Annotated in this window: 15 protein-coding genes and 1 pseudogene; 1 reads left to right on the top strand and 15 read right to left on the bottom strand. The window is 42.8% G+C overall.

Going from position 1 to position 19,885, the window contains the following annotated elements; genetic code table 11:
- Positions 1 to 211: 211 nt before the first annotated feature.
- A complete protein-coding gene (secA, locus tag AC1EU2_RS11375) occupies positions 212 to 2,938 on the bottom strand; it encodes a preprotein translocase subunit SecA (protein WP_480298399.1) in 2,727 nt (908 codons plus the stop codon).
- Between the two features lie 57 nt (positions 2,939 to 2,995).
- Positions 2,996 to 3,895, bottom strand: a complete 900-nt coding sequence (locus AC1EU2_RS11380) for a peptidoglycan DD-metalloendopeptidase family protein (protein WP_480298400.1) — start codon at positions 3,893 to 3,895, stop codon at positions 2,996 to 2,998.
- A 24-nt stretch (positions 3,896 to 3,919) separates the two neighbouring features.
- Between AC1EU2_RS11380 and AC1EU2_RS11385 the strand changes: the two genes are divergently transcribed.
- Positions 3,920 to 4,381 (top strand): DUF721 domain-containing protein, encoded by a 462-nt coding sequence (locus AC1EU2_RS11385; RefSeq protein WP_480298401.1) that lies wholly within the window; start codon positions 3,920 to 3,922, stop codon positions 4,379 to 4,381.
- Here the strand turns inward: AC1EU2_RS11385 and lpxC are convergent.
- The 13 genes and pseudogenes from lpxC to ftsL form a co-directional block, all read right to left on the bottom strand.
- Positions 4,378 to 5,301: a UDP-3-O-acyl-N-acetylglucosamine deacetylase gene (lpxC, locus tag AC1EU2_RS11390; protein WP_480298402.1), complete on the bottom strand. Its 924-nt coding sequence runs from the start codon at positions 5,299 to 5,301 to the stop codon at positions 4,378 to 4,380. The genes AC1EU2_RS11385 and lpxC overlap by 4 nt on opposite strands.
- Before the next feature lie 201 nt (positions 5,302 to 5,502).
- Positions 5,503 to 6,702: a cell division protein FtsZ gene (gene ftsZ / locus AC1EU2_RS11395; protein WP_480298403.1), complete on the bottom strand. Its 1,200-nt coding sequence runs from the start codon at positions 6,700 to 6,702 to the stop codon at positions 5,503 to 5,505.
- A gap of 32 nt (positions 6,703 to 6,734) precedes the next feature.
- Complete coding sequence (gene ftsA / locus AC1EU2_RS11400; protein ID WP_129945152.1) at positions 6,735 to 7,970, bottom strand: cell division protein FtsA; 1,236 nt, start codon at positions 7,968 to 7,970, stop codon at positions 6,735 to 6,737.
- Positions 7,915 to 8,740: pseudogene (locus AC1EU2_RS11405) on the bottom strand (cell division protein FtsQ/DivIB). Before AC1EU2_RS11405 ends, ftsA begins: the two are co-directional and overlap by 56 nt.
- A gap of 104 nt (positions 8,741 to 8,844) precedes the next feature.
- The gene (gene murC, locus AC1EU2_RS11410; RefSeq protein ID WP_480298404.1) at positions 8,845 to 10,287 is read right to left on the bottom strand and encodes a UDP-N-acetylmuramate--L-alanine ligase; all 1,443 of its coding nucleotides are present in this window, start codon (positions 10,285 to 10,287) and stop codon (positions 8,845 to 8,847) included.
- Position 10,288: 1 nt separating this feature from the next.
- Complete coding sequence (gene murG / locus AC1EU2_RS11415) at positions 10,289 to 11,383, bottom strand: undecaprenyldiphospho-muramoylpentapeptide beta-N-acetylglucosaminyltransferase (RefSeq protein WP_480298405.1); 1,095 nt, start codon at positions 11,381 to 11,383, stop codon at positions 10,289 to 10,291.
- Entirely contained in the window at positions 11,380 to 12,597 is a 1,218-nt protein-coding gene (ftsW, locus tag AC1EU2_RS11420; protein WP_480298406.1) for a cell division protein FtsW, read from the bottom strand. Before ftsW ends, murG begins: the two co-directional genes overlap by 4 nt.
- Positions 12,584 to 13,906: a UDP-N-acetylmuramoyl-L-alanine--D-glutamate ligase gene (gene murD / locus AC1EU2_RS11425; protein WP_480298407.1), complete on the bottom strand. Its 1,323-nt coding sequence runs from the start codon at positions 13,904 to 13,906 to the stop codon at positions 12,584 to 12,586. The genes ftsW and murD overlap by 14 nt, the downstream gene beginning before the upstream one ends.
- Positions 13,907 to 13,910: 4 nt before the next feature.
- Positions 13,911 to 14,993: a phospho-N-acetylmuramoyl-pentapeptide-transferase gene (mraY, locus tag AC1EU2_RS11430; protein WP_480298408.1), complete on the bottom strand. Its 1,083-nt coding sequence runs from the start codon at positions 14,991 to 14,993 to the stop codon at positions 13,911 to 13,913.
- On the bottom strand, positions 14,993 to 16,375 hold the full coding sequence (locus AC1EU2_RS11435) for a UDP-N-acetylmuramoyl-tripeptide--D-alanyl-D-alanine ligase (RefSeq protein WP_480298409.1): 1,383 nt from the start codon (positions 16,373 to 16,375) through the stop codon (positions 14,993 to 14,995). The genes mraY and AC1EU2_RS11435 overlap by 1 nt, the downstream gene beginning before the upstream one ends.
- Positions 16,372 to 17,841, bottom strand: a complete 1,470-nt coding sequence (murE, locus tag AC1EU2_RS11440) for a UDP-N-acetylmuramoyl-L-alanyl-D-glutamate--2,6-diaminopimelate ligase (protein ID WP_480298570.1) — start codon at positions 17,839 to 17,841, stop codon at positions 16,372 to 16,374. The genes AC1EU2_RS11435 and murE overlap by 4 nt, the downstream gene beginning before the upstream one ends.
- On the bottom strand, positions 17,838 to 19,574 hold the full coding sequence (locus tag AC1EU2_RS11445; protein WP_480298410.1) for a peptidoglycan D,D-transpeptidase FtsI family protein: 1,737 nt from the start codon (positions 19,572 to 19,574) through the stop codon (positions 17,838 to 17,840). The genes murE and AC1EU2_RS11445 overlap by 4 nt, the downstream gene beginning before the upstream one ends.
- Entirely contained in the window at positions 19,571 to 19,885 is a 315-nt protein-coding gene (gene ftsL, locus AC1EU2_RS11450; RefSeq protein WP_480298411.1) for a cell division protein FtsL, read from the bottom strand. Before ftsL ends, AC1EU2_RS11445 begins: the two co-directional genes overlap by 4 nt.

The following is a 19,885-nucleotide window of genomic DNA, read 5'->3' on the forward strand; positions in this document are numbered from 1 at the left end:
ATTTTTTGCATTTATTTTTTATCTTCAGAATAAACACATTTAACTCACGGCTTACCCCCAAAGTTATCCACATTTAGCTGTTTTTTTCGTAGATTGACTTGTACTTTCATCTCATAAATTAGCTTTTGAGTACCTATGTATTACATGCCAAATACGAAAAAGGCGTATCGAATCGATACGCCTTTCTTTATTTAATGCTTTAAATCGCTATTTAGCTGATTTTACCATGGCATTGTTTGTACTTTTTACCTGATCCGCATGGGCAAGGATCATTACGACCCACTTTTTCACCTTCACGAACTGTTGGAGTATGTCCAGCTAGAGCTTCAACAGCTTCGTCACCACCTACTACTGATTCAGCTTCTGCATGTTGAAACTCACGATGAATACGTGCTTCATCTTCACGTCTACGCTGTTCCATTTCATCTACGTCAGATTGTGCTTGGACCTGAACTTTAGAAAGAATACTAATGACATCATATTTCAAGCTATCCAGCATTTGTTGAAACAGCTCAAAAGATTCACGCTTATATTCTTGCTTAGGATTCTTTTGTGCGTAACCACGCAAATGAATACCTTGACGCAAATGGTCCATAGCAGAAAGGTGTTCTTTCCATAGCTGATCTAGAGTTTGCAGCATTACTGATTTTTCAAATTGGCGTAAGACTTCTGCACCAACCATCTCTTCTTTAGCTACATATGCTTCACCCCATGTATTAACAATACGCTCACGTAATGTCTCTTCATGAAGATCTTCTTCTTTATCTAGCCATTCTTGTATCGGCAGTGGCATTGCAAATTCTTGTAGAAGACGAGTCTCAAGGCCTTCTATATCCCACATTTCTTCGATAGATTGTGGTGGAATGTACTGATCAATTAATCCGTTAAGCACGTCTTCTTTAATCATTGCGATGGTATCTTGAATGCTTTCTGCATCCATAAGATCATTACGTTGTGAGTACACTACCTGACGTTGGTCATTGGCTACGTCATCAAACTCGAGTAATTGCTTACGAATATCGAAGTTACGTGCTTCAACTTTTCTCTGGGCATTTTCAATCGCACGTGATACCCATGGATGCTCAATCGCTTCGCCTTCCTCCATGCCAAGCTTTTTCATCATGTTAGAAACACGATCTGATGCGAAGATACGCATTAAGCTATCTTCCATAGATAAGTAGAAACGTGACGAACCAGCATCACCTTGACGTCCTGAACGTCCACGTAACTGATTATCGATACGACGAGATTCGTGTCGCTCAGTACCTAAAATGTGTAAACCGCCTGCGGCAACGACTTCATCATGACGTACTTGCCAGTCGGCCTTAATTTTTGCAATTTGCTCGTCCGTTGGATTCTCAAGTGCTGCAATTTCTGCTGCCCAACTACCACCCAATACAATATCAGTACCACGGCCTGCCATGTTAGTAGCAACCGTCACTACGCCTGCATGACCTGCATCGGCAACAATGTCAGCTTCTTTTTCATGGAATTTTGCATTCAATACTGAATGTGGGATCTTTTCTTTCTTCATCATTTGCGAAAGAAGTTCAGATTGTTCAATCGAAACTGTACCCACCAATACTGGCTGTCCGCGTTCACGACAATCTCGAATATCATCAAGAATGGCGTTGTACTTTTCCATTGCTGTTAGGTAAACCAAATCAGCACGGTCGTCTCTGACCATTGGCTTATTGGTTGGTACAACAACAGTATCAAGTCCATAAATTTGCTGGAATTCGAATGCTTCAGTATCTGCAGTACCCGTCATACCCGCCAGTTTTTCATAGATACGGAAATAATTCTGGAAGGTAATCGACGCTAACGTTTGGTTTTCATTTTGTATGTTAGCACCTTCTTTCGCTTCTACAGCTTGGTGTAAACCTTCAGACCAACGGCGACCAGGCATAGTACGACCTGTATGCTCATCAACAATAATGACTTCGTCATCTTGTACGATATAATCAACGTCTTTTTCGAATAAAGTATGTGCACGAAGTGCTGCATTTACATGATGCAATAAAGAAATGTTTGCCGCTGAGTATAGTGAATCACCTTCAGGCAATAATCCTACTTGAATCAGTAGCTGTTCAATTTTCTCTTGACCGCGTTCGGTCATATGAACTTGTTTTGCTTTTTCGTCGATAGTGTAATCACCATCGCCAGTATATTCTTCAGTATCTTCTTTATCTTGCTTAACAAGATTAGGGATAAGCTTATCAACTTTGGTGTACATCTCAGAACTGTCTTCTGCTGCACCAGAAATGATCAGTGGCGTACGCGCTTCATCGATTAGAATTGAATCGACTTCATCGATAAGTGCGTAGTGAAGTGGTCGTTGTACACGTTCAGCTGGCGAGAATGCCATGTTGTCACGTAAGTAATCAAAACCAAATTCGTTGTTGGTTCCGTAAGTGATATCGCTTCCATAAGCTTCTTTCTTATCTTCTGGAGAAAGATTGGCAACGTTGACACCTACGCTTAATCCTAAGAACTCAAATAACGGACGGTTAAATTCTGCATCACGACTGGCAAGATAATCATTCACGGTAATGATATGAACGCCTTTACCAGTTAAACCGTTCAAATATGCAGGAAGTGTTGCTGTTAAGGTTTTACCTTCACCTGTTCTCATCTCTGCAATACGATTACTGTCGAGTACCATACCGCCTAACATTTGCACATCAAAATGACGCATATCGAAAACACGCTTTGACGCTTCACGAACTACAGCAAATGCTTCCGCCATGATATCTTGCAGTGTCTCACCTGCTTCTAAGCGTTTTCTAAACTCTTCTGTTTTTGCTGCTAATTCTTCATCCGAGAACTTTTCGTACTCAGCTTCCAACGCATTTATTTGATTAACGACTTTCCCTAAACCTTTAAGGGTGCGCTCGTTACGACTACCAAAAACTTTTGTCAGTAATTTTCCAAACATCTGAATCACTTATATTTAAAAGGCTAAAATTCAATTCTAATAAAGCCGAGGTTGCTCTTAGCCTGCCTTACGGTAGACGTATTTTTGCGGATCAATTTGCTTTCCATTTCGCAACACTTCGTAGTGAACATGAGGACCGGTCGAACGCCCAGTACTGCCCATATTCGCTATTCGTTGTCCTTTTGTCACAACATCACCAACATTGACCGTTAACGATTCATTGTGACCATAACGAGTTTTTAAGCCGTTACCATGGTCAATTTCCACTAAATTACCATAGCCAAACATACTGCCAGACCACGTCACGACACCTGCTGCGGTAGCGACCACTGCTTCGCCTTCACTGCCAGCAAAATCAATGCCTTTATGCATTGCTCTACGACCAGTAAATGGGTCATTACGCAAACCGTAAGGTGAAGAGAGCCAACCTTTTTTAATTGGTCGACCAGAAATGTAGCGTTCTTTATCTATATGGAGATTAGAAACGACAGTTTCAAGTACTGAAAGTTGAGTTTGATTATAATCAAGATGGTTGGCCAGCTTATCCATATCTGAAATCAATGAATCTAGCTCAATATTATCGCCCAATTCACTGACGCCACCAACTCCAACTTCTGATGAAAAATCAAATTGGTCATCAAGTTTGTTTTGCTTAGCTACTTGCTGACCAAGAGCTTCTAGACGGGTCATTTTTGCTTGTAAGCGTGCAACATGAGTAACAAGTAAAGATAGTTGTGACTCTGTAGCATGCTTTAATTCTAATACTTGCTGCTTTTGCACATTGCGTAATGCTTTAACTGAGTCCATGTTGGCTTGCTGATCTGCAAAGCGTTCATTACTATAATGGTAAAAGCTTGTGATGCCGACTAACATCAGCGCAGGCAGAAATAACCAGCGTTTGCCTAAATGCAAACGTTGAACGCCTTTCTTGCCTTGAATAAATACAGTTACACTCATTAACGATAAGCCAATATTTAAATTATGAAAAAGCTTCCTCAAGATCTCAGTCAACTTCTAAACCATTCAGGTCGTTTACCTGAGCTAAAAGAGAAAGCTGAATTATTACTACGTTTGGACCAAGTTGTTAAACAACAGTTAACGGGTCCTGTCGTCGAGCAAATAAAAGTCGCCAATTTCCGTCAAAATACGTTAATTGTAGAAGTTGCATCTTCTACATGGGCGGCTCGACTCAATTTTCAAAAAAGTAATTTATTACTTAAACTTCAAAGTGAAGCGTTACCAATGCTCACCGCAATTGACGTTAAAGTCAACCCAAGGATGCGATCTAGTGCTCCAAAGAGTGAGCCAAGTTACGCAAAGCTCAGTGTCACAGCTGCTTCACATATTGAGGCTTTGGCTGAACATACTGAGGGAAGTTTAGGGCTAAAACTAAAACGGCTGGCTGCTAGAGCCAGCCGTCAAAGGCATTCTGATTCAGATTAAGCGAAAACGCTTGAATTATCTGGAGCCATGAAGCTCACTGGAACATCCGACTCTTGTTCGTAACTTACGAGTTCCCATGATTCTTGCTGGGCTAACAACGCTCGAACAAGTTTATTATTCAGTGCGTGTCCTGTTTTATAAGCTGAAAACTCACCAACAATGGCGTGTCCTGCAACATAAAGATCGCCAAATGCATCTAAGATCTTATGCTTTAAAAATTCATCATCGTATCTTAAACCATCAGGGTTAAGTACTTTAAACTCATCAAGTACAACTGCATTTTCCATGCTGCCACCTAAAGCAAGATTGTTTGCTCTTAGGTATTCAATATCACGCATAAAACCAAAAGTACGTGCACGGCTAATGTCTTTAACAAAGCCGTCTGTTGAGAAATCCATTACCATGTGTTGCTGACTGCGTGCAATTTCAGGATGATCAAAGTCTATTTTGAAATCAACTCTGAAGCCTTGATGCGGAGTAAGCATCGCCCACTTATCGCCGTCTTCAACTTTAATTGGCTTCTTAACACGCAAATATTTCTTAGGCGCTGCTTGTTGAGCTATACCTGCTGATTGCAATAAGTACACGAATGGGCTTGCGCTACCATCCATAATTGGGATTTCAGGTGCGTCAACATCGATGATAGCATTATCGATACCTAGCCCCGCAAGTGCTGCGAATAGGTGCTCAATGGTTTGCACTTTTACACCTTTGTCGTTCATTAACACTGTACACAACATGGTTTCACGAACTTGTTCTGCCTTTGCAGGAAGAGCAACTGCAGGTTCAAGATCAGTTCGCATAAATACGATACCAGTGTTTACTGGAGCTGGGCGAATGGCAAGTGTTACCTTATTACCAGAGTGCAATCCTACTCCAGTTGTTTTTACCATTTTTTTAACTGTTCTTTGAAAAATCATTCAGTTACCCGTTTATCGTTGTACCGTTAATTGCGACAAAAATATCGACATCCCATCAACAGCCAAACCGCAGGCAGGTTTGGCTGGTCGGATATCCTAACACACTTTTGCAATGACACAAAAAATCACCACTTAAAATACAAATTTAAGTGATCTGCGTCACTGTCTAACACTGACTTTCGAGCTAGTGCTTATTTTTATTTAGTCTGCTTGTTTGCGTAAGAATGCTGGAATATCCAGATAGTCCAATTCACTCTTTTGAGCTTGAGCAGGTGCAGCTTGAGCTTGACTTACTCCCACTTGCACTACATTTCCTGTAGCCGTTGCAACACTTGATTCATCAACAGCAATTTTTTCAGCTGTCGCAACTGTGACTGGTTCAGCTGATGTCACAGGAATATCTCTCGGTGCGGGCTTGCTCACTAATGTGATATCTGGCTTCTTTTCAGCCCCAATACCTGTAGCCACTACCGTTACACGGAGTTCATCGCTCATTTCTGGGTCGATAACCGCACCAACAACCACGGTCGCATTATCAGAAGCATAAGCTTTCACGTGGTTACCCACAGTTTCAAACTCTTCGATGCTCATATCCATGCCTGCGGTGATGTTAACTAACACGCCACGAGCGCCAGCTAGATCGATATCTTCAAGCAATGGACTTGCAACTGCGGCTTCTGCGGCTTCTTCAGCACGGTCTTCACCACTTGCGATTCCTGTGCCCATCATGGCATTACCCATTTCAGACATCACGGTTTTTACGTCTGCAAAATCGACGTTAATTAAACCAGGGCGAGTGATCAGCTCAGCGATACCTTGTACGGCACCAAGTAATACATTGTTTGCAGCTGCAAAGGCATCTAATAAAGACGTCCCACGACCTAAAACCTTTAATAGTTTTTCGTTCGGGATCGTAATTAATGAATCCACTTGCTTACCAAGCTGTTCAATTCCCTGTTCAGCAAACGTCATGCGCTTTTTGCCTTCAAATGGGAATGGCTTAGTGACAACAGCAACAGTAAGAATGCCTTCTTCTTTTGCTATCTCTGCCACCACTGGCGCAGCACCGGTACCTGTGCCGCCGCCCATACCAGCTGCAATGAAAATCATGTCACAACCTTTAATTGCGGCACGAATGTTTTCTTTATCTTCTTCAGCCGCCATACGGCCGATCTCTGGATTCGCTCCTGCCCCTAATCCTTTAGTGACATCACGACCAAGCTGGATAGTTGAACCAGCAGAAGATTTACGTAATGCTTGCGCATCGGTATTGGTTGCTACAAACTCAACACCTTCGATGTTGTGTCTAACCATGTGTTCAACGGCGTTACCACCGCCACCACCGACGCCGATGACTTTAATCACCGCTTCGTCTGAGTGTGTGTCCATTATCTCAAACATATTATGAACTCCATATTTGCCTGCTTGTAAACTTAAAACTCACCTTTAAACCAGCTTTTTGCCCGGTTTAAAAAACTTGTTACGCCATTACGTTCTGGGCGCTCTAATTCTTTATCGATTAAACGTCTTGCACCATAGTGCAGTAAACCAATACCCGTTGCGTATATCGGCTGACTTACATATTCATATAGCCCTTTGACTTTCAAAGGTGCTGCAACTCTCACTGGCATACCAAATGTTGCTTCAGCAACATCGACTGAGCCATCAATCGATGAGGTACCACCAGTGATCACTATTCCCGCTGCGATCTGGTCTTCATAACCACTATCTCGAAGCTCTTGTAAAATCAGTTCAAACATCTCTTGATATCTTGGCTCTACAACTTCAGCCAATGTATGACGAGACATAGAACGAGATGGTCGTCCGCCTACAGACGGTACTTCAATATTTTCTTCCCGACTCACTGTCGAGCTTCTTGCATTCGCAAACTGCACTTTAATTTGTTCAGCATGTGATAACGGCGTTCTAAAAATCTTAGCAATATCACTGGTCACTTGATTACCAGCCACTGGTACAACGGCACAGTGACGCAGTGCGCCATTGGTATACACCGCAATGTCTGTGGTGCCACCGCCAATATCTACTAAACACACACCAAGATCTTTTTCATCGTTGGTTAAAGTAGAATCTGCTGATGCTATTCCAGAAAACACCAGATCATCCACTTTTAAGCCGCAACGCTCAACACTTTTCGTTATATTTTTTGCCATGTCGTTAGCACAAGTTACGATATGCACTTTGGCTTCCATTCTCATGCCCGACATGCCAATTGGGCTTTTGATGCTATCTTGCACATCAATGGCGTATTCTTGTGGTAAAACATGCAAAATTCGACGTTCAGTGGGGATCTTCACCGATCGCGCTGTATGTATCACATTATCAACGTCTTCTTGTGTCACTTCTTCATCATTGATGGACACCATGCCGTTTTCATTTTGGCAAGCAATGTGTTTACCTGAAATACTTAAGTAAACCGAAGTTACCTGACAATCTGCCATTAACTCCGCTTGATCCAACGCTCGTTGAACGCTGCGCACAATAGAATCTAAGTCGTTAACACCACCTTTATCCATACCTCTGGACGGATGGTTACCAACGCCAACAATCGTAATTTCACCATCAGGCATCACTTCACCAATAATGACGGCGACCTTAGCGGTTCCTATATCCAACCCAACGATTAGGTTTCTTTCTTGGTTCTTGGTCATTCGTTGTCGACTCTCGCTTTCCTATCTGCCCAGCCTACGGCTAAACCTGTGTCATAACGTAAATCTACGTTTTTTATTGGTTTACCTTGCTTTAAAATTTCAGGGTAAACATCAATAAAACGTTGAACTCGGCTCATTTTATCTTCACGCCCCAAGTTCAACTCAATGCCATCGTCTAACTGGATATGCCATGCATGTCTCGGCGTTAAACTCAGCTCTCTCATTTCAAAACCATTGATGGTCAGCAGTGCATTCATTTGCTTATAGCCCTGCAATACCTCTTTGGCCGAATCGTCCGGTCCGAACAATTGCGGCAATTTATTCGTTTGTGCATCAACCTGCGGCGCTTTAAACACATCACCATATTGATTGAGCCAGTCTTTACTATTCCAATGCGCAGCAGCATCTTGCTCTTTAATCAGCACTTTCAATTTAGCTGGCCATTCACGCTTTACTGAAGCACGGTATACCCATGGTAATGCTTCTAGCCGTTTTTGAACCCGCTCAACATCGGCATTAAAAAAGCTTGAACTGAGCAAACTCCTCAATGCCACTTGTATTTCATGTGCATTGGTATATTTCAGTTCCCCTTGAATCACCACAGCTTCAATCGGTAATTCATTAGCATCATTAACCATATGCTTAAGCTGGAGTGACACGGCGACGATCCCTGCAATCACGACGCCAAGAAAAGTGATGCCAAACACTAAATACCAATTTACTTGGTGTAATTTTTCACGCAAATTTTGGTATTTTGTTTTCCAACTCACCTTGTCTGCCTGCTCCACTTTTTCTTCTAATCAAGCACTGGCACTGTTTCCTATTAATAGAATGCCATATCTTATTTATAAAAACTTGCTTTAGTGTCGTTTTATCAACAATTAAAGCCTAATTCTGTCGTAACCAGCTCACGAGAGATCATACCGATATTTCCGGCGCCTTGTGTCAGCAATAAATCATTATCTTGTAATAATTCAGGCAACATCGTTTTTAACTGTGATTTTTCAGCAACAAAAATTGGCTCTACTCTACTTCTTTGCCTGATGGCACGACACAATGCACGACCATCCGCACCAGGAATAACATCTTCACCGGCGGCGTAAACTTCCAGCAATAATAAACAATCCACTTGCGACAATACTTCTGCAAAATCTTCAAACAAATCACGAGTACGAGAATAACGATGAGGCTGAAAAGCCATCACTAAACGCTTATCGGGATAAGCTTCTCGTGCCGCTTTTATGGTTACGGCAACTTCGCTAGGGTGATGGCCATAGTCATCCACTAATAACACATCGCCCTTTGGTGTGTTGAAATCACCCAGCTTTTGAAAACGACGGCCAATACCTTGAAACTCGAACAGTGATCGCTTAATAGGCGCGATATCAATTTCATCTTCAGTGGCGACAGCAATAGCGGCTAATGCGTTTAAAACATTGTGTTCACCTGGCATATTAAGTTCGATAGCCATTGGCTCGCCATTAACTTGCTCAACAGTAAACTGACTCACTGCGCCATTTTGCTTAAAGTTTATGGCTCGAACATCAGCATCTTCATTGAAACCATAAGTCACAACTTTACGGCCAATGCGAGGCAATAACTCTCTGATCACAGGATCATCAATACACACAACCGCTAAGCCATAAAAAGGTAAGTTATGGATAAAATCAATAAATGCCGTTTTTAATGTTTCAAAGTCACCGCCATATGTATCCATATGATCGGCTTCAATATTGGTAACTACTGCTACCATCGGTTGTAAATGTAAAAAACTCGCATCGCTTTCATCAGCTTCAGCTATTAAGTAACGACTTGTACCTAAGCGAGCATTAGTACCTGCGCTGTTTAACAGACCACCAATCACAAATGTCGGATCACGCTCTGCTTCAGCATATACTGATGCAATTAAACTGGTTGTTGTCGTTTTACCGTGTGTACCTGCTACAGCGACACCATGACGATAACGCATTAATTCTGCTAACATTTCAGCGCGTCGAACCACAGGAATACGTTGCTCTTTAGCCGCAATTATTTCTGGGTTAGTCTCTGAAATAGCCGTTGAGACTACGATAACATTTGCACCACTTACATTGCTTTCATGGTGACCAACAGTGACATTTGCCCCCAAAGCCACCAGACGGTCACTGACTCTATTATGAGTAATGTCAGAGCCGCTGATCTCATAACCTTCATTAAGTAGCACTTCAGCAATACCGCCCATACCAGCGCCACCAATTCCCACGAAATGAATTCGTCTGATTCGACGCATTTCTGGAATTTGCTCTCTAAGTTTTGCTTGCTTCTCTTTATTCGTCATTTTATTTTTTCACCGCTACACTGGAGCAGACATCGGCTACTTTTTCAGCCGCATCAAGGATCGCAACTTTTCGTGCCTGTTGCCCCATACGTGTTAATTCTTTTCTGTCCTGAGCTAACGTTGTTAGTTTCTCTACTAACAAATCTACTGTCGCAATAGGTTGCGGCAACAGTAATGCAGCTCCGGCTTCTACAAGTACTTGTGCATTCAGAGTTTGATGGTCGTCCACTGCATGTGGGTACGGTACTAACAAACTCGGTTTCCCCATCGCTGCAAGCTCTGACACCGTTAATGCTCCTGAACGACATAAAACCACGTCAGCCCAACGGTAGGCCGCTTGCATATCATCTATAAATTCGGCCACCTGAACGACATCTTGTTGGTTTTGTTTTGCATACGCTTGGTTTACGGTATCCAAATTATTACGTCCAACTTGATGCCAAACTGTTATCGCTTGATTCGCACTTAAATTTGCCACCACTATCGGCATCAAATCATTAAACACTTTTGCACCTAAACTGCCACCCACCACTAATACTTTGAGTGCATTGTTATCAGAACTTTGTTCATATTCTTCAATCAGTTCTTGGCGTATCGGATTGCCCACCACTTGTGCTTTAATTTGCTTGTTGAAGGTGCTTTCGAATGCGCACAATACTTTTGTTGCAATACGAGACAATAATTTATTAGTCATCCCTGGTATTGCGTTTTGTTCATGTAGCACTAATGGAATACCCGAAAGTTTTGCTGCTACGCCACCTGGGCCACTAGCAAAACCTCCCATGCCCAGCACTGCATCAGGCTTAAAACTGTCGATGATTGTTTTTGCCTGACTGATGGAGCGCATGATTTTGATCGGCGCCATCAATTTGCGAACAATACCGTTGCCACGAACACCTTGGATATCAATAAATTCAATTTTAAAGCCGTGCTTAGGCACGACTTGAGCTTCCATACGTTCTCGAGTACCGAGCCACAGAATCTCCCAACCTTTGCTGGATAATATTTTTGCGACGGCAAGCGCTGGGAATACATGACCACCAGTGCCACCAGCCATTACCAATAATCTTTTATTCTTAGAGCTTATTTCGCTCATGCGTTACCTCTTCGTTGGACAGCCTGTATCTGCTCCAACCGTCTTTCATAATCTATCCGTATCAGCAACATTGCAGCCGTCATCATGATCCATAAACTACTGCCACCATAACTGACAAAGGGTAGAGTCAAACCTTTGGTTGGTAACATACCAATACTGGCCCCAACATTTACAATGGTTTGAAAGCAAATCCAAATGCCAATGGCATACGCTAAGTATCCATCAAACGGCTTATTCTCTTGCAAGCAACGATTACCAAGCTGAATAGCACGCAATACCACAAACAAAATTATGCTGAGAATGATCACAATGCCCACAAAACCAAGCTCTTCGCCTATGACCGCAAAGATAAAGTCGGTATGTGCTTCTGGTAAATATTCCAACTTTTGAATGCTATTACCTAATCCCTGCCCAGCCCAATCACCACGACCATATGCCATGAGTGATTGAGTTAATTGATAACCGCTACCAAAAGGATCTTCCCACGGATTCAAAAATGACGTTACACGACGCATTCGGTATTCCGCTGTGACCACCAAAAAAACAAACAAAATAGTGCCAAACAGCAACATTAATGAGAAATCAATCAGCCTTGCACCTGCAAGCCACAACAAGCCAATAGTAATAACGAACAATACAACAACTGAACCTAAGTCCGGCTGCATCAATATCAGGCCTGCACATCCAATTAAAACCAAAATGGGTTTCAAGAAACCAAACATGCGTTCACGCACTTCTTGGTGTCGACGCACCAAATAGCCTGCTAAATAAACACAAAACGTAAACTTTGCAACCTCGGCAACCTGAATACGAATCGGGCCTAAGTTGAGCCAGCGAGTTGCACCATTAACGGTGTGTCCCACCAGCAATACGGCAATTAATCCCAAAAACACAGCGATAAGCATCCAAGGGCTCATCCTCTGCCACCAGCTAACCTCAATTCTTAGCGTGATTGCAGCAATAACGACACAACCACATAAATAAAAAATTTGGCGATTTACAAAATAAAATGGATTGCCTTTTAAATCTTCAGCCTCAGGCATTGAAGCCGACATCACCATTACAAATCCAATTGCTAATAAAGCAATAATGGCCAAAAGCAGTTTTCTGTCATAAAGCTGATTACCCGGCCTACGGTCTTCCGTTAACCAATTCGGTAACCGCCATTTAAATTCGGTACCAAAAAGGTTCAGCTGTTTGTCATTCGTTGCCATGCAGCCTCCCTACTTCTTGCCTAAAATCATTGCCACGCTCGGCAAAGTTTTTATACATATCTAGGGATGCACAAGCAGGTGATAGCAATACAATATCACCGGCATCAGCACACTCTGCGGCCTTGGTTACCGCTTCATTCATATTATTCACAATAAGCGTGTTATTGTTGAGCTTCGCTATGCTAGGGGCATCTTTACCAAATACAATTAACTGACTGACGAACGCGAGCCCTTGAGTCAATGACTGAAGATCAGCACCTTTAGCATCTCCGCCAGCAATTAAAATAATGTCGCCAAGCTCGTCTTTCAGACCATGCAACGCTGCGAGTGTCGCACCAACATTTGTAGCTTTTGAGTCATTGATGTATGTAATCCCATCAACCTCATCCACTTTTTCACAACGATGTGCTAGACCTTTAAAGTGATGTACTACTTCAATCATCGCCGCCCGTGAAATGTCTGCGGCTTCAGCAAGTGCCATAGCAGCAAGAATATTAGCTTGATTGTGACTGCCAACGGCAGCAGCATCTGTTATTGGCATGATTTCACTAATACCACGAACAAACTGACCATTAGCAATACCCCAGTCATCTGACTCTGGTACATCTAAACCAAAACTAATTACATTGGATGCTTCAATTGGCTTAGTCATTGAGTCTTGACGGTTTATGACACACAGCTTTGATTGTCGATACAATCGGTGTTTCGCATCTCGATAGGTATTAATCGAATCATATCTGTCCATATGATCCGCTGAAATATTCAAACATGTCGCCGCAATACAGTTTAACGTTGATGTGGTTTCCAATTGAAAACTGCTTAGCTCTAGGACGTACAAGTCAGCTTCTGACTTCAACAAATCCAACGCTGGCGTACCAATATTCCCACCAACAGCAACTGTTAATCCAGCTGCCTTTGCCATTTCACCAACCATCGTTGTAACGGTTGATTTCCCGTTCGAACCCGTAATCCCAATCACTTTGGGAGGCTGCTTTTTTAAAGCTCGAGCAAACAGTTCAATATCACCGATGACTTCAATGCCAACATCAATGGCAGCTTTCACCTCAGGAGTATCTATCGCAATTCCGGGACTGATGATGATTTGATTTGCTTGAATCAACAGGCGTACATCAAAGTTTCCTGTTTTCAGCGGTACGGTAGGAAATTCATCACGAAGTTTTGCAGCACCCGATGGATGTTCACGAGTATCCATCACCAAAGGTATGATACCTTGGCTACACAAATAGCGTACGACCGAAAGTCCAGTGACTCCCAGTCCAAGTACGATATGTGTATGAGTGCTTTTCATTTTTTTATCTCAACTTCAATGTAGCTAAACCTAGCATGACTAGGAACAAAGATATGATCCAAAAGCGCACGATCACCCGTGGTTCCGGCCAGCCTTTTAACTCGTAATGGTGGTGAATCGGCGCCATTCTAAAAATACGTTGGCCGCGTAACTTATATGAACCAACTTGGAGAATTACTGAAACCGTTTCCATTACAAACACGCCACCCATGATCACAAGTAGGATCTCTTGGCGAACCAATACTGCAATCACTCCTAAAGCTGCACCCAATGATAATGATCCCACATCGCCCATAAACACTTGAGCCGGATAGGTGTTAAACCATAAAAAGCCTAAACCGGCACCAATAATAGCGGTACAGACAATCACTAACTCTCCAGAACCTGGTAAATAGGGAATATGTAAATACTCAGCAAACTGAGCATGACCGGACAAGTAAGAAATTAATGCGAATGCACCAGCGACCATTACCGTCGGCATTATCGCTAAACCATCAAGCCCATCGGTTAAGTTAACAGCATTGCTTGAACCAACAATCGTGAAATACGCTAAAATCACAAAAAAGATACCCAGTTGTGGCATTACATCTTTAAAAAACGGTATCACTAATTGTGTCTCATCCGGACGTATTGAACTCGAATATAAGTAAAATGCTACCACGAGTGCAGCAAGACTTTGGAATATGTACTTCCATCTCGCAATCAATCCTTTAGGGTCTTTTCTGACCACCTTACGATAGTCGTCAATAAAGCCTATCAATCCAAAGCTGAATAGAGTAAACAGGACTACCCACACATAGCGGCTGGATAAATCTCCCCACAACAATACACTGGCAAAAATACCAAATAAAATCAGCAAGCCACCCATCGTAGGTGTGCCACGCTTACTAAAGTGAGATTCAGGTCCGTCATTACGAACCACTTGACCAATTTGCATCAGTTGCAAGCGTTCGATCAATTTTGGCCCTAACCATAAACTGAATAAAAGAGCGGTTAGCAGGCCTAAAATGGCTCTGAACGTCAAGTAAGAAAAAACGTTAAACCCTGAATAAAACTGGGTTAAATACTCCGCTAGGTATACCAGCATTAAATCAACTCCCCGCTGTTGTGTGCGATTAATACAGCTTCTACGACACGTTCCATTGCGGCGCTTCGCGATCCTTTTACTAACAAGTTAATTGCCCCTTGTTGGGTAAAAATATTTGTCATCAAGAACTTCTTTAACTCATTAATATTGTCAAAATGTTTTCCGTCACATCCATTTGAATGGCTTTCTTTTGAAAGTGCAGCTATCTCATTCCCTAACGTCAAAACATGAGTGAGCGAGGTTTTCTGTATATATTGTCCTAGCTCTTTCAGCATATGCTGTGCATCATTACCTACTTCAGCTAAATCTCCCAATATCAAAACCTTCACTCCATCACGCTCACCAAGCCAGTCAATAGCGGCCTTAACAGATGAAGGGTTGGCATTATAACTATCATCAACAAGGAGTAAACGCCCCAGTTGATGTGGTTGCATACGGCCTTTTACCACCTCTACTTTTTCAAGCCCCTCTTTAATCGTCGCTAAGTCGACGTTCAACGCTAATGCGATTGCCGTCGCAGCCAGCGCATTAAGCACTTGGTGATGGCCTGAGAGTTTGAGTTGAATACCTTGGTGTTCTTTGGCTGTTTTGAGCGTAAACCCAAATCGGCCATCGGCCGTACTTTGTACGTTTATAGCAGTAACATCGGCTTCATCGCTTAAACCAAACGTTTTTATCTTGTGCGCTCTAGCAACGCCTTTTAAATACGGTGCGAACTTATCATCTTGATTTATGACAGCCGTACCACCTGATTTCAGGTGGTAATAAATTTCAGATTTCGCTTCTGAGATACCCTCAATACTGCCAAAACCTTCAAGGTGAGCTGCACCAATATTATTCACTAAGGCAACATCTGGCTTAACGAGGTTCGAGGTGTAATCAATTTCACCTTTATGGTTGGCACCTAGTTCAAAAACACCTATTTGATGTTGTTGCTCTAATCGTAATAACGTCAGTGGTGCACCAATGTCATTGTTGAAATTGCCAGCAGTGTAGAGCACCGAGTATTGTTCAGAGAAAATACTTGCCACCATCTCTTTTACTGAGGTTTTGCCATTAGAGCCCGTAATTGCAATCGCTTTAATATCCAGTTGCTGGCGAACATATGCGCCGAGTAGCCCTAAAGCAACTCTAGTATCAGCAACCACCAAATGGGGAATGCCTACATCTAAACGTTTTGAAACTAATAATGCGGTTGCTTGTTGGCATAATCCATCGTTTATAAAATCATGGGCATCAAAACGATCGCCTTTGAGTGCAATAAACATTCCGCCTTCAGGAATTGAGCGACTGTCTGTACTGACGGCTTTAATTTGGCAATCTTCACCGACTAAATCGGCATTTAATGCTTTCGCTAACTCAGCAAGAGATAACAGAATCATCCACATGTCTCCATCAACCGTGCAATCAATGCCCGTTCATCGTAGTCATGCTTAACACCGTCAATTTCTTGATAAGTTTCATGGCCCTTACCGGCTACTAGAATAATATCGCCCTGCTTGGCTTGTTGAACGCTGCTCTTAATTGCTTCGACTCGATCAACACACACTGTAATACGCTCTGGCTCATTGAAACCTGTCAATACATCTTCAATGATCGACTCCGGTTTTTCACGGCGTGGGTTATCACTGGTGAGTACCACATTATCAGCATAGCTTTCAGCAGCAGCGGCCATGATTGGACGTTTACCTTTATCGCGATCGCCGCCACAGCCAAACACACACCATAAATCACCTTGGCAATGCTGCCTCAGTGTTTGAAGTGCTTTTTCAAGTGCATCTGGTGTATGAGCATAATCAACCACAACAGCAACATCGTCTTTTTGATATTGCTCCATCCGTCCCATAGCAGGCTTTAGATTTTTTGCGTGTTCTAACAACACGTTCATATCTGCGCCTTCCAAATACAAGGCTGCAATAGCTGCAACGAGATTGGACAGATTAAACATACCCAGTAACGGTGATTCAAGTTGTGCTCGGCCCTCTGGCCACACTAACTGCGCTTTGACGCCTGTATTGCTAAACTGTGCATCTTCAATGTAAAACTCAGCATTGATATCATCTTTTAAGCTAAAGCTTCTGGCAATTTGAGGTTTAAGATCGAAACGCCATGATTGCGCCGTTTCATCATCGAAATTCAATAAGCCATTATTGAGGCTGATAAATTTAAAGAGTGTCTGCTTAGCTTTAGAATACGACCGCATATCACCATGAAAATCAAGATGATCACGGCTTAAATTGGTCATAATTGCTGTTGAAAACGGTACCGCATCAACACGGTGCTGTACTAAACCGTGACTGGAAACTTCCATAGCACAGGTGCGAGCACCTAAACTTTGATATCGGTGTAATTCACGCATTACGGTAATGGCATCAGAAGTGGTATTGACCGTTTCTTCCAACTGCCCCCACAATCCGTTACCCGTCGTTCCCATAACTGCAGCAGTCTTGCCAATGCTTTCACTTAATTGGGCAATAAGTTGCGTCACTGTCGTTTTACCATTGGTGCCAGTTACACCAATCACCGTCATTTTAGTTGGGTCAACAGGGTATCGCTGCATCGCTAACGCTGATAACTGTGCGTTTAAACGGAAAAAATATATTAATAGACCTTGTTCCGAACGAGTCACCTTCCCGTGTTCTTCCGGCTCATCGGTATGAACTAATGCCGCATTTGCGCCCTTTTCGAAGGCTGATGAAATGAATTTTCGACCATCAACTTCGTAACCCGGTACAGCGACAAATACATCACCTAAAGTGATGCTTCGACTGTCCAGCTGTAATTCTTTTACGCTCTCTTCACCACTGTAATGAAACCATGGCGCAAGGAGATCCTTAATCAGCATTATTTTATCCCCCGAGAATAAGCCGCCATTCTAGACTGTTCAGTTGAGCTAATAGGCTCAACATTGAGCATTTGTAATGCGCCAGACATCACTTTTGCAAATACAGGTCCTGCAACATCACCACCGTAATAATGATCGCCCTTAGGCTCGTTGATCACTACGGTAATTGCGAGTCTTGGGTTATTGATTGGCGCTACACCAGCAAATAAACCCACATAATCATCACCATAACCACCTGCAACGGCTTTACGACTGGTTCCGGTTTTACCAGCAATTGGGTAACCTGCAATGTGTGCTTTAGTCGCCGTGCCGCCCTTTTCTGTCACACCAACCAACATTTTCATCACACTCTCAGCGACATGCGGTTCAAGTACTCTTTGTCCTTCAGGTTGTTTGGTTAATTTCAAAATGGATGTCGGATACAAAATCCCACCACTGCCTAACGTGGCGTACATACGAGCCAATTGCAGTGGTGTTGCAGTAAGTCCATAACCAAACGACAATGTTGCACGTTCAAAATCAGACCAACGCGGTCTATCGTGAATGATGCCGGCGCTCTCACCAATCAAATCAATGCCTGAATAATTTCCAAGTCCCATTGATTGATACGTTCCCAGTAGTTGTTCAACAGGCATAGATAACGCCACTTTACTGATCCCCACATTACTGGATTTAATCAGCACTTGAGATAAAGACATATCACCATGGTTACTGGAATCTCTTACTCTACGGCCACCGATACGCATCCATCCAGGAGACGTTGGAATAAGCTCATGTTCTTTGATTGTTCCGGCTTCTAAACCCGCAGCAACCACAAAGGGCTTAATTGTTGAACCAGGCTCATAAGAATCCGTTAAAGCTCGGTTTCTCATTCGATAACTTTGCAAACCTTCTCTCGAATTCGGGTTATATGAAGGCGTATTCGCCATCGCCAACACTTCGCCAGTGTGCACATCCAATACGACGATGCTGCCTGACGTTGCTTGAGTATATTCTGTTGCTCGCTTCAATTCCCTATAAGCTAGAGCTTGGATTCGCTGATCAAGGCTCAATACTAAATCATTGGAGTTTTCACCTTGCTGAACCACATCCAGTCTTTCAACGACTTTACCATCACGAGACTTACGTACTTGTTGCTTAGACGGTGTACCGGTTAGCCATTGATCATATGCACGCTCAATACCTTCGATGCCTTTATCATCAATGTTAGTAATACCGATAAGCTGTGCATCAATTTCACTAGTAGGGTAATAACGTCGTGATTCAGCTTTAAGATACACGCCCGGCAATTTCAACTGGCGAATATAATCTGCCACAGCAGGTGTGACTTGCCGTTTAAGATAGGTGAAACGTTTTTTGGGGTTGACCGTCACCCGTTGTAAGACTTTTTCAACAGGAAGCTGCAATACATCGGCTAATGCTTGCCAACGGCGACGTTCTCTTAAGCCGTTACGTTCATGTACCACTTTGGGATCCACCCATACAGCTCTTACGGGTACGCTCACAGCTAACATTTCGCCGTTACGATCCGTAATCAAACCACGATGCACTTCTGTACTCGTTGTCCTTAACGTACGCATGTCACTTTCTTTACGTAATCGCTCTGGTTCAACGAGCTGAATATAAGCCGCACGCACAACCAAGCTAACAAACATCAGGCACACAAAGCCCACTAGCACGTATAAACGAACTGGGATCAATTGAGGTTGTTGTTTCTTCTTTGCTTGTTTGCTCATGGTAATTTCACCACAATCTCTTCTTTTGGCAACGGCCGCTTCATATGAAGGTCTTTCGTTGCAATTCGAATAATTCTACTGTGCTCGGTTTGTGCTTGTTCTTCGAGCAACAAATTACGCCACTCAATATCTAAACTGTCTCGCTCTTGTAATTGGCGATCCCATTCGTTCGTTAACTCACGAGTTTCGTGACTGTAATACACGACGGCTAATGCACTGAAAATAACGAAAGACGACAAAAAAAGCAGGAGCTTATGATTCATTAAGTCCTGAAAGATGATCCTCGGTAGGCTCAACTGTCCTTTTGTCAT

The organism is Parashewanella sp. 2304DJ23-3 (assembly GCF_056591695.1).

Bases quoted from the DNA above. Each gene is read 5' to 3' on its own strand.
- AC1EU2_RS11385 (WP_480298401.1), top strand. From the start codon at position 3,920: ATGAAAAAGCTTCCTCAAGATCTCAGTCAACTTCTAAACCATTCAGGT.
- ftsL (WP_480298411.1), bottom strand. From the start codon at position 19,885: ATGACAAAAGGACAGTTGAGCCTACCGAGGATCATCTTTCAGGACTTA.
- AC1EU2_RS11380 (WP_480298400.1), bottom strand. From the start codon at position 3,895: ATGAGTGTAACTGTATTTATTCAAGGCAAGAAAGGCGTTCAACGTTTG.
- lpxC (WP_480298402.1), bottom strand. From the start codon at position 5,301: ATGATTTTTCAAAGAACAGTTAAAAAAATGGTAAAAACAACTGGAGTA.
- ftsZ (WP_480298403.1), bottom strand. From the start codon at position 6,702: ATGTTTGAGATAATGGACACACACTCAGACGAAGCGGTGATTAAAGTC.
- secA (WP_480298399.1), bottom strand. From the start codon at position 2,938: ATGTTTGGAAAATTACTGACAAAAGTTTTTGGTAGTCGTAACGAGCGC.
- ftsA (WP_129945152.1), bottom strand. From the start codon at position 7,970: ATGACCAAGAACCAAGAAAGAAACCTAATCGTTGGGTTGGATATAGGA.
- mraY (WP_480298408.1), bottom strand. From the start codon at position 14,993: ATGCTGGTATACCTAGCGGAGTATTTAACCCAGTTTTATTCAGGGTTT.
- AC1EU2_RS11445 (WP_480298410.1), bottom strand. From the start codon at position 19,574: ATGAGCAAACAAGCAAAGAAGAAACAACAACCTCAATTGATCCCAGTT.
- ftsW (WP_480298406.1), bottom strand. From the start codon at position 12,597: ATGGCAACGAATGACAAACAGCTGAACCTTTTTGGTACCGAATTTAAA.
- AC1EU2_RS11435 (WP_480298409.1), bottom strand. From the start codon at position 16,375: ATGATTCTGTTATCTCTTGCTGAGTTAGCGAAAGCATTAAATGCCGAT.
- murD (WP_480298407.1), bottom strand. From the start codon at position 13,906: ATGAAAAGCACTCATACACATATCGTACTTGGACTGGGAGTCACTGGA.
- murC (WP_480298404.1), bottom strand. From the start codon at position 10,287: ATGACGAATAAAGAGAAGCAAGCAAAACTTAGAGAGCAAATTCCAGAA.
- murG (WP_480298405.1), bottom strand. From the start codon at position 11,383: ATGAGCGAAATAAGCTCTAAGAATAAAAGATTATTGGTAATGGCTGGT.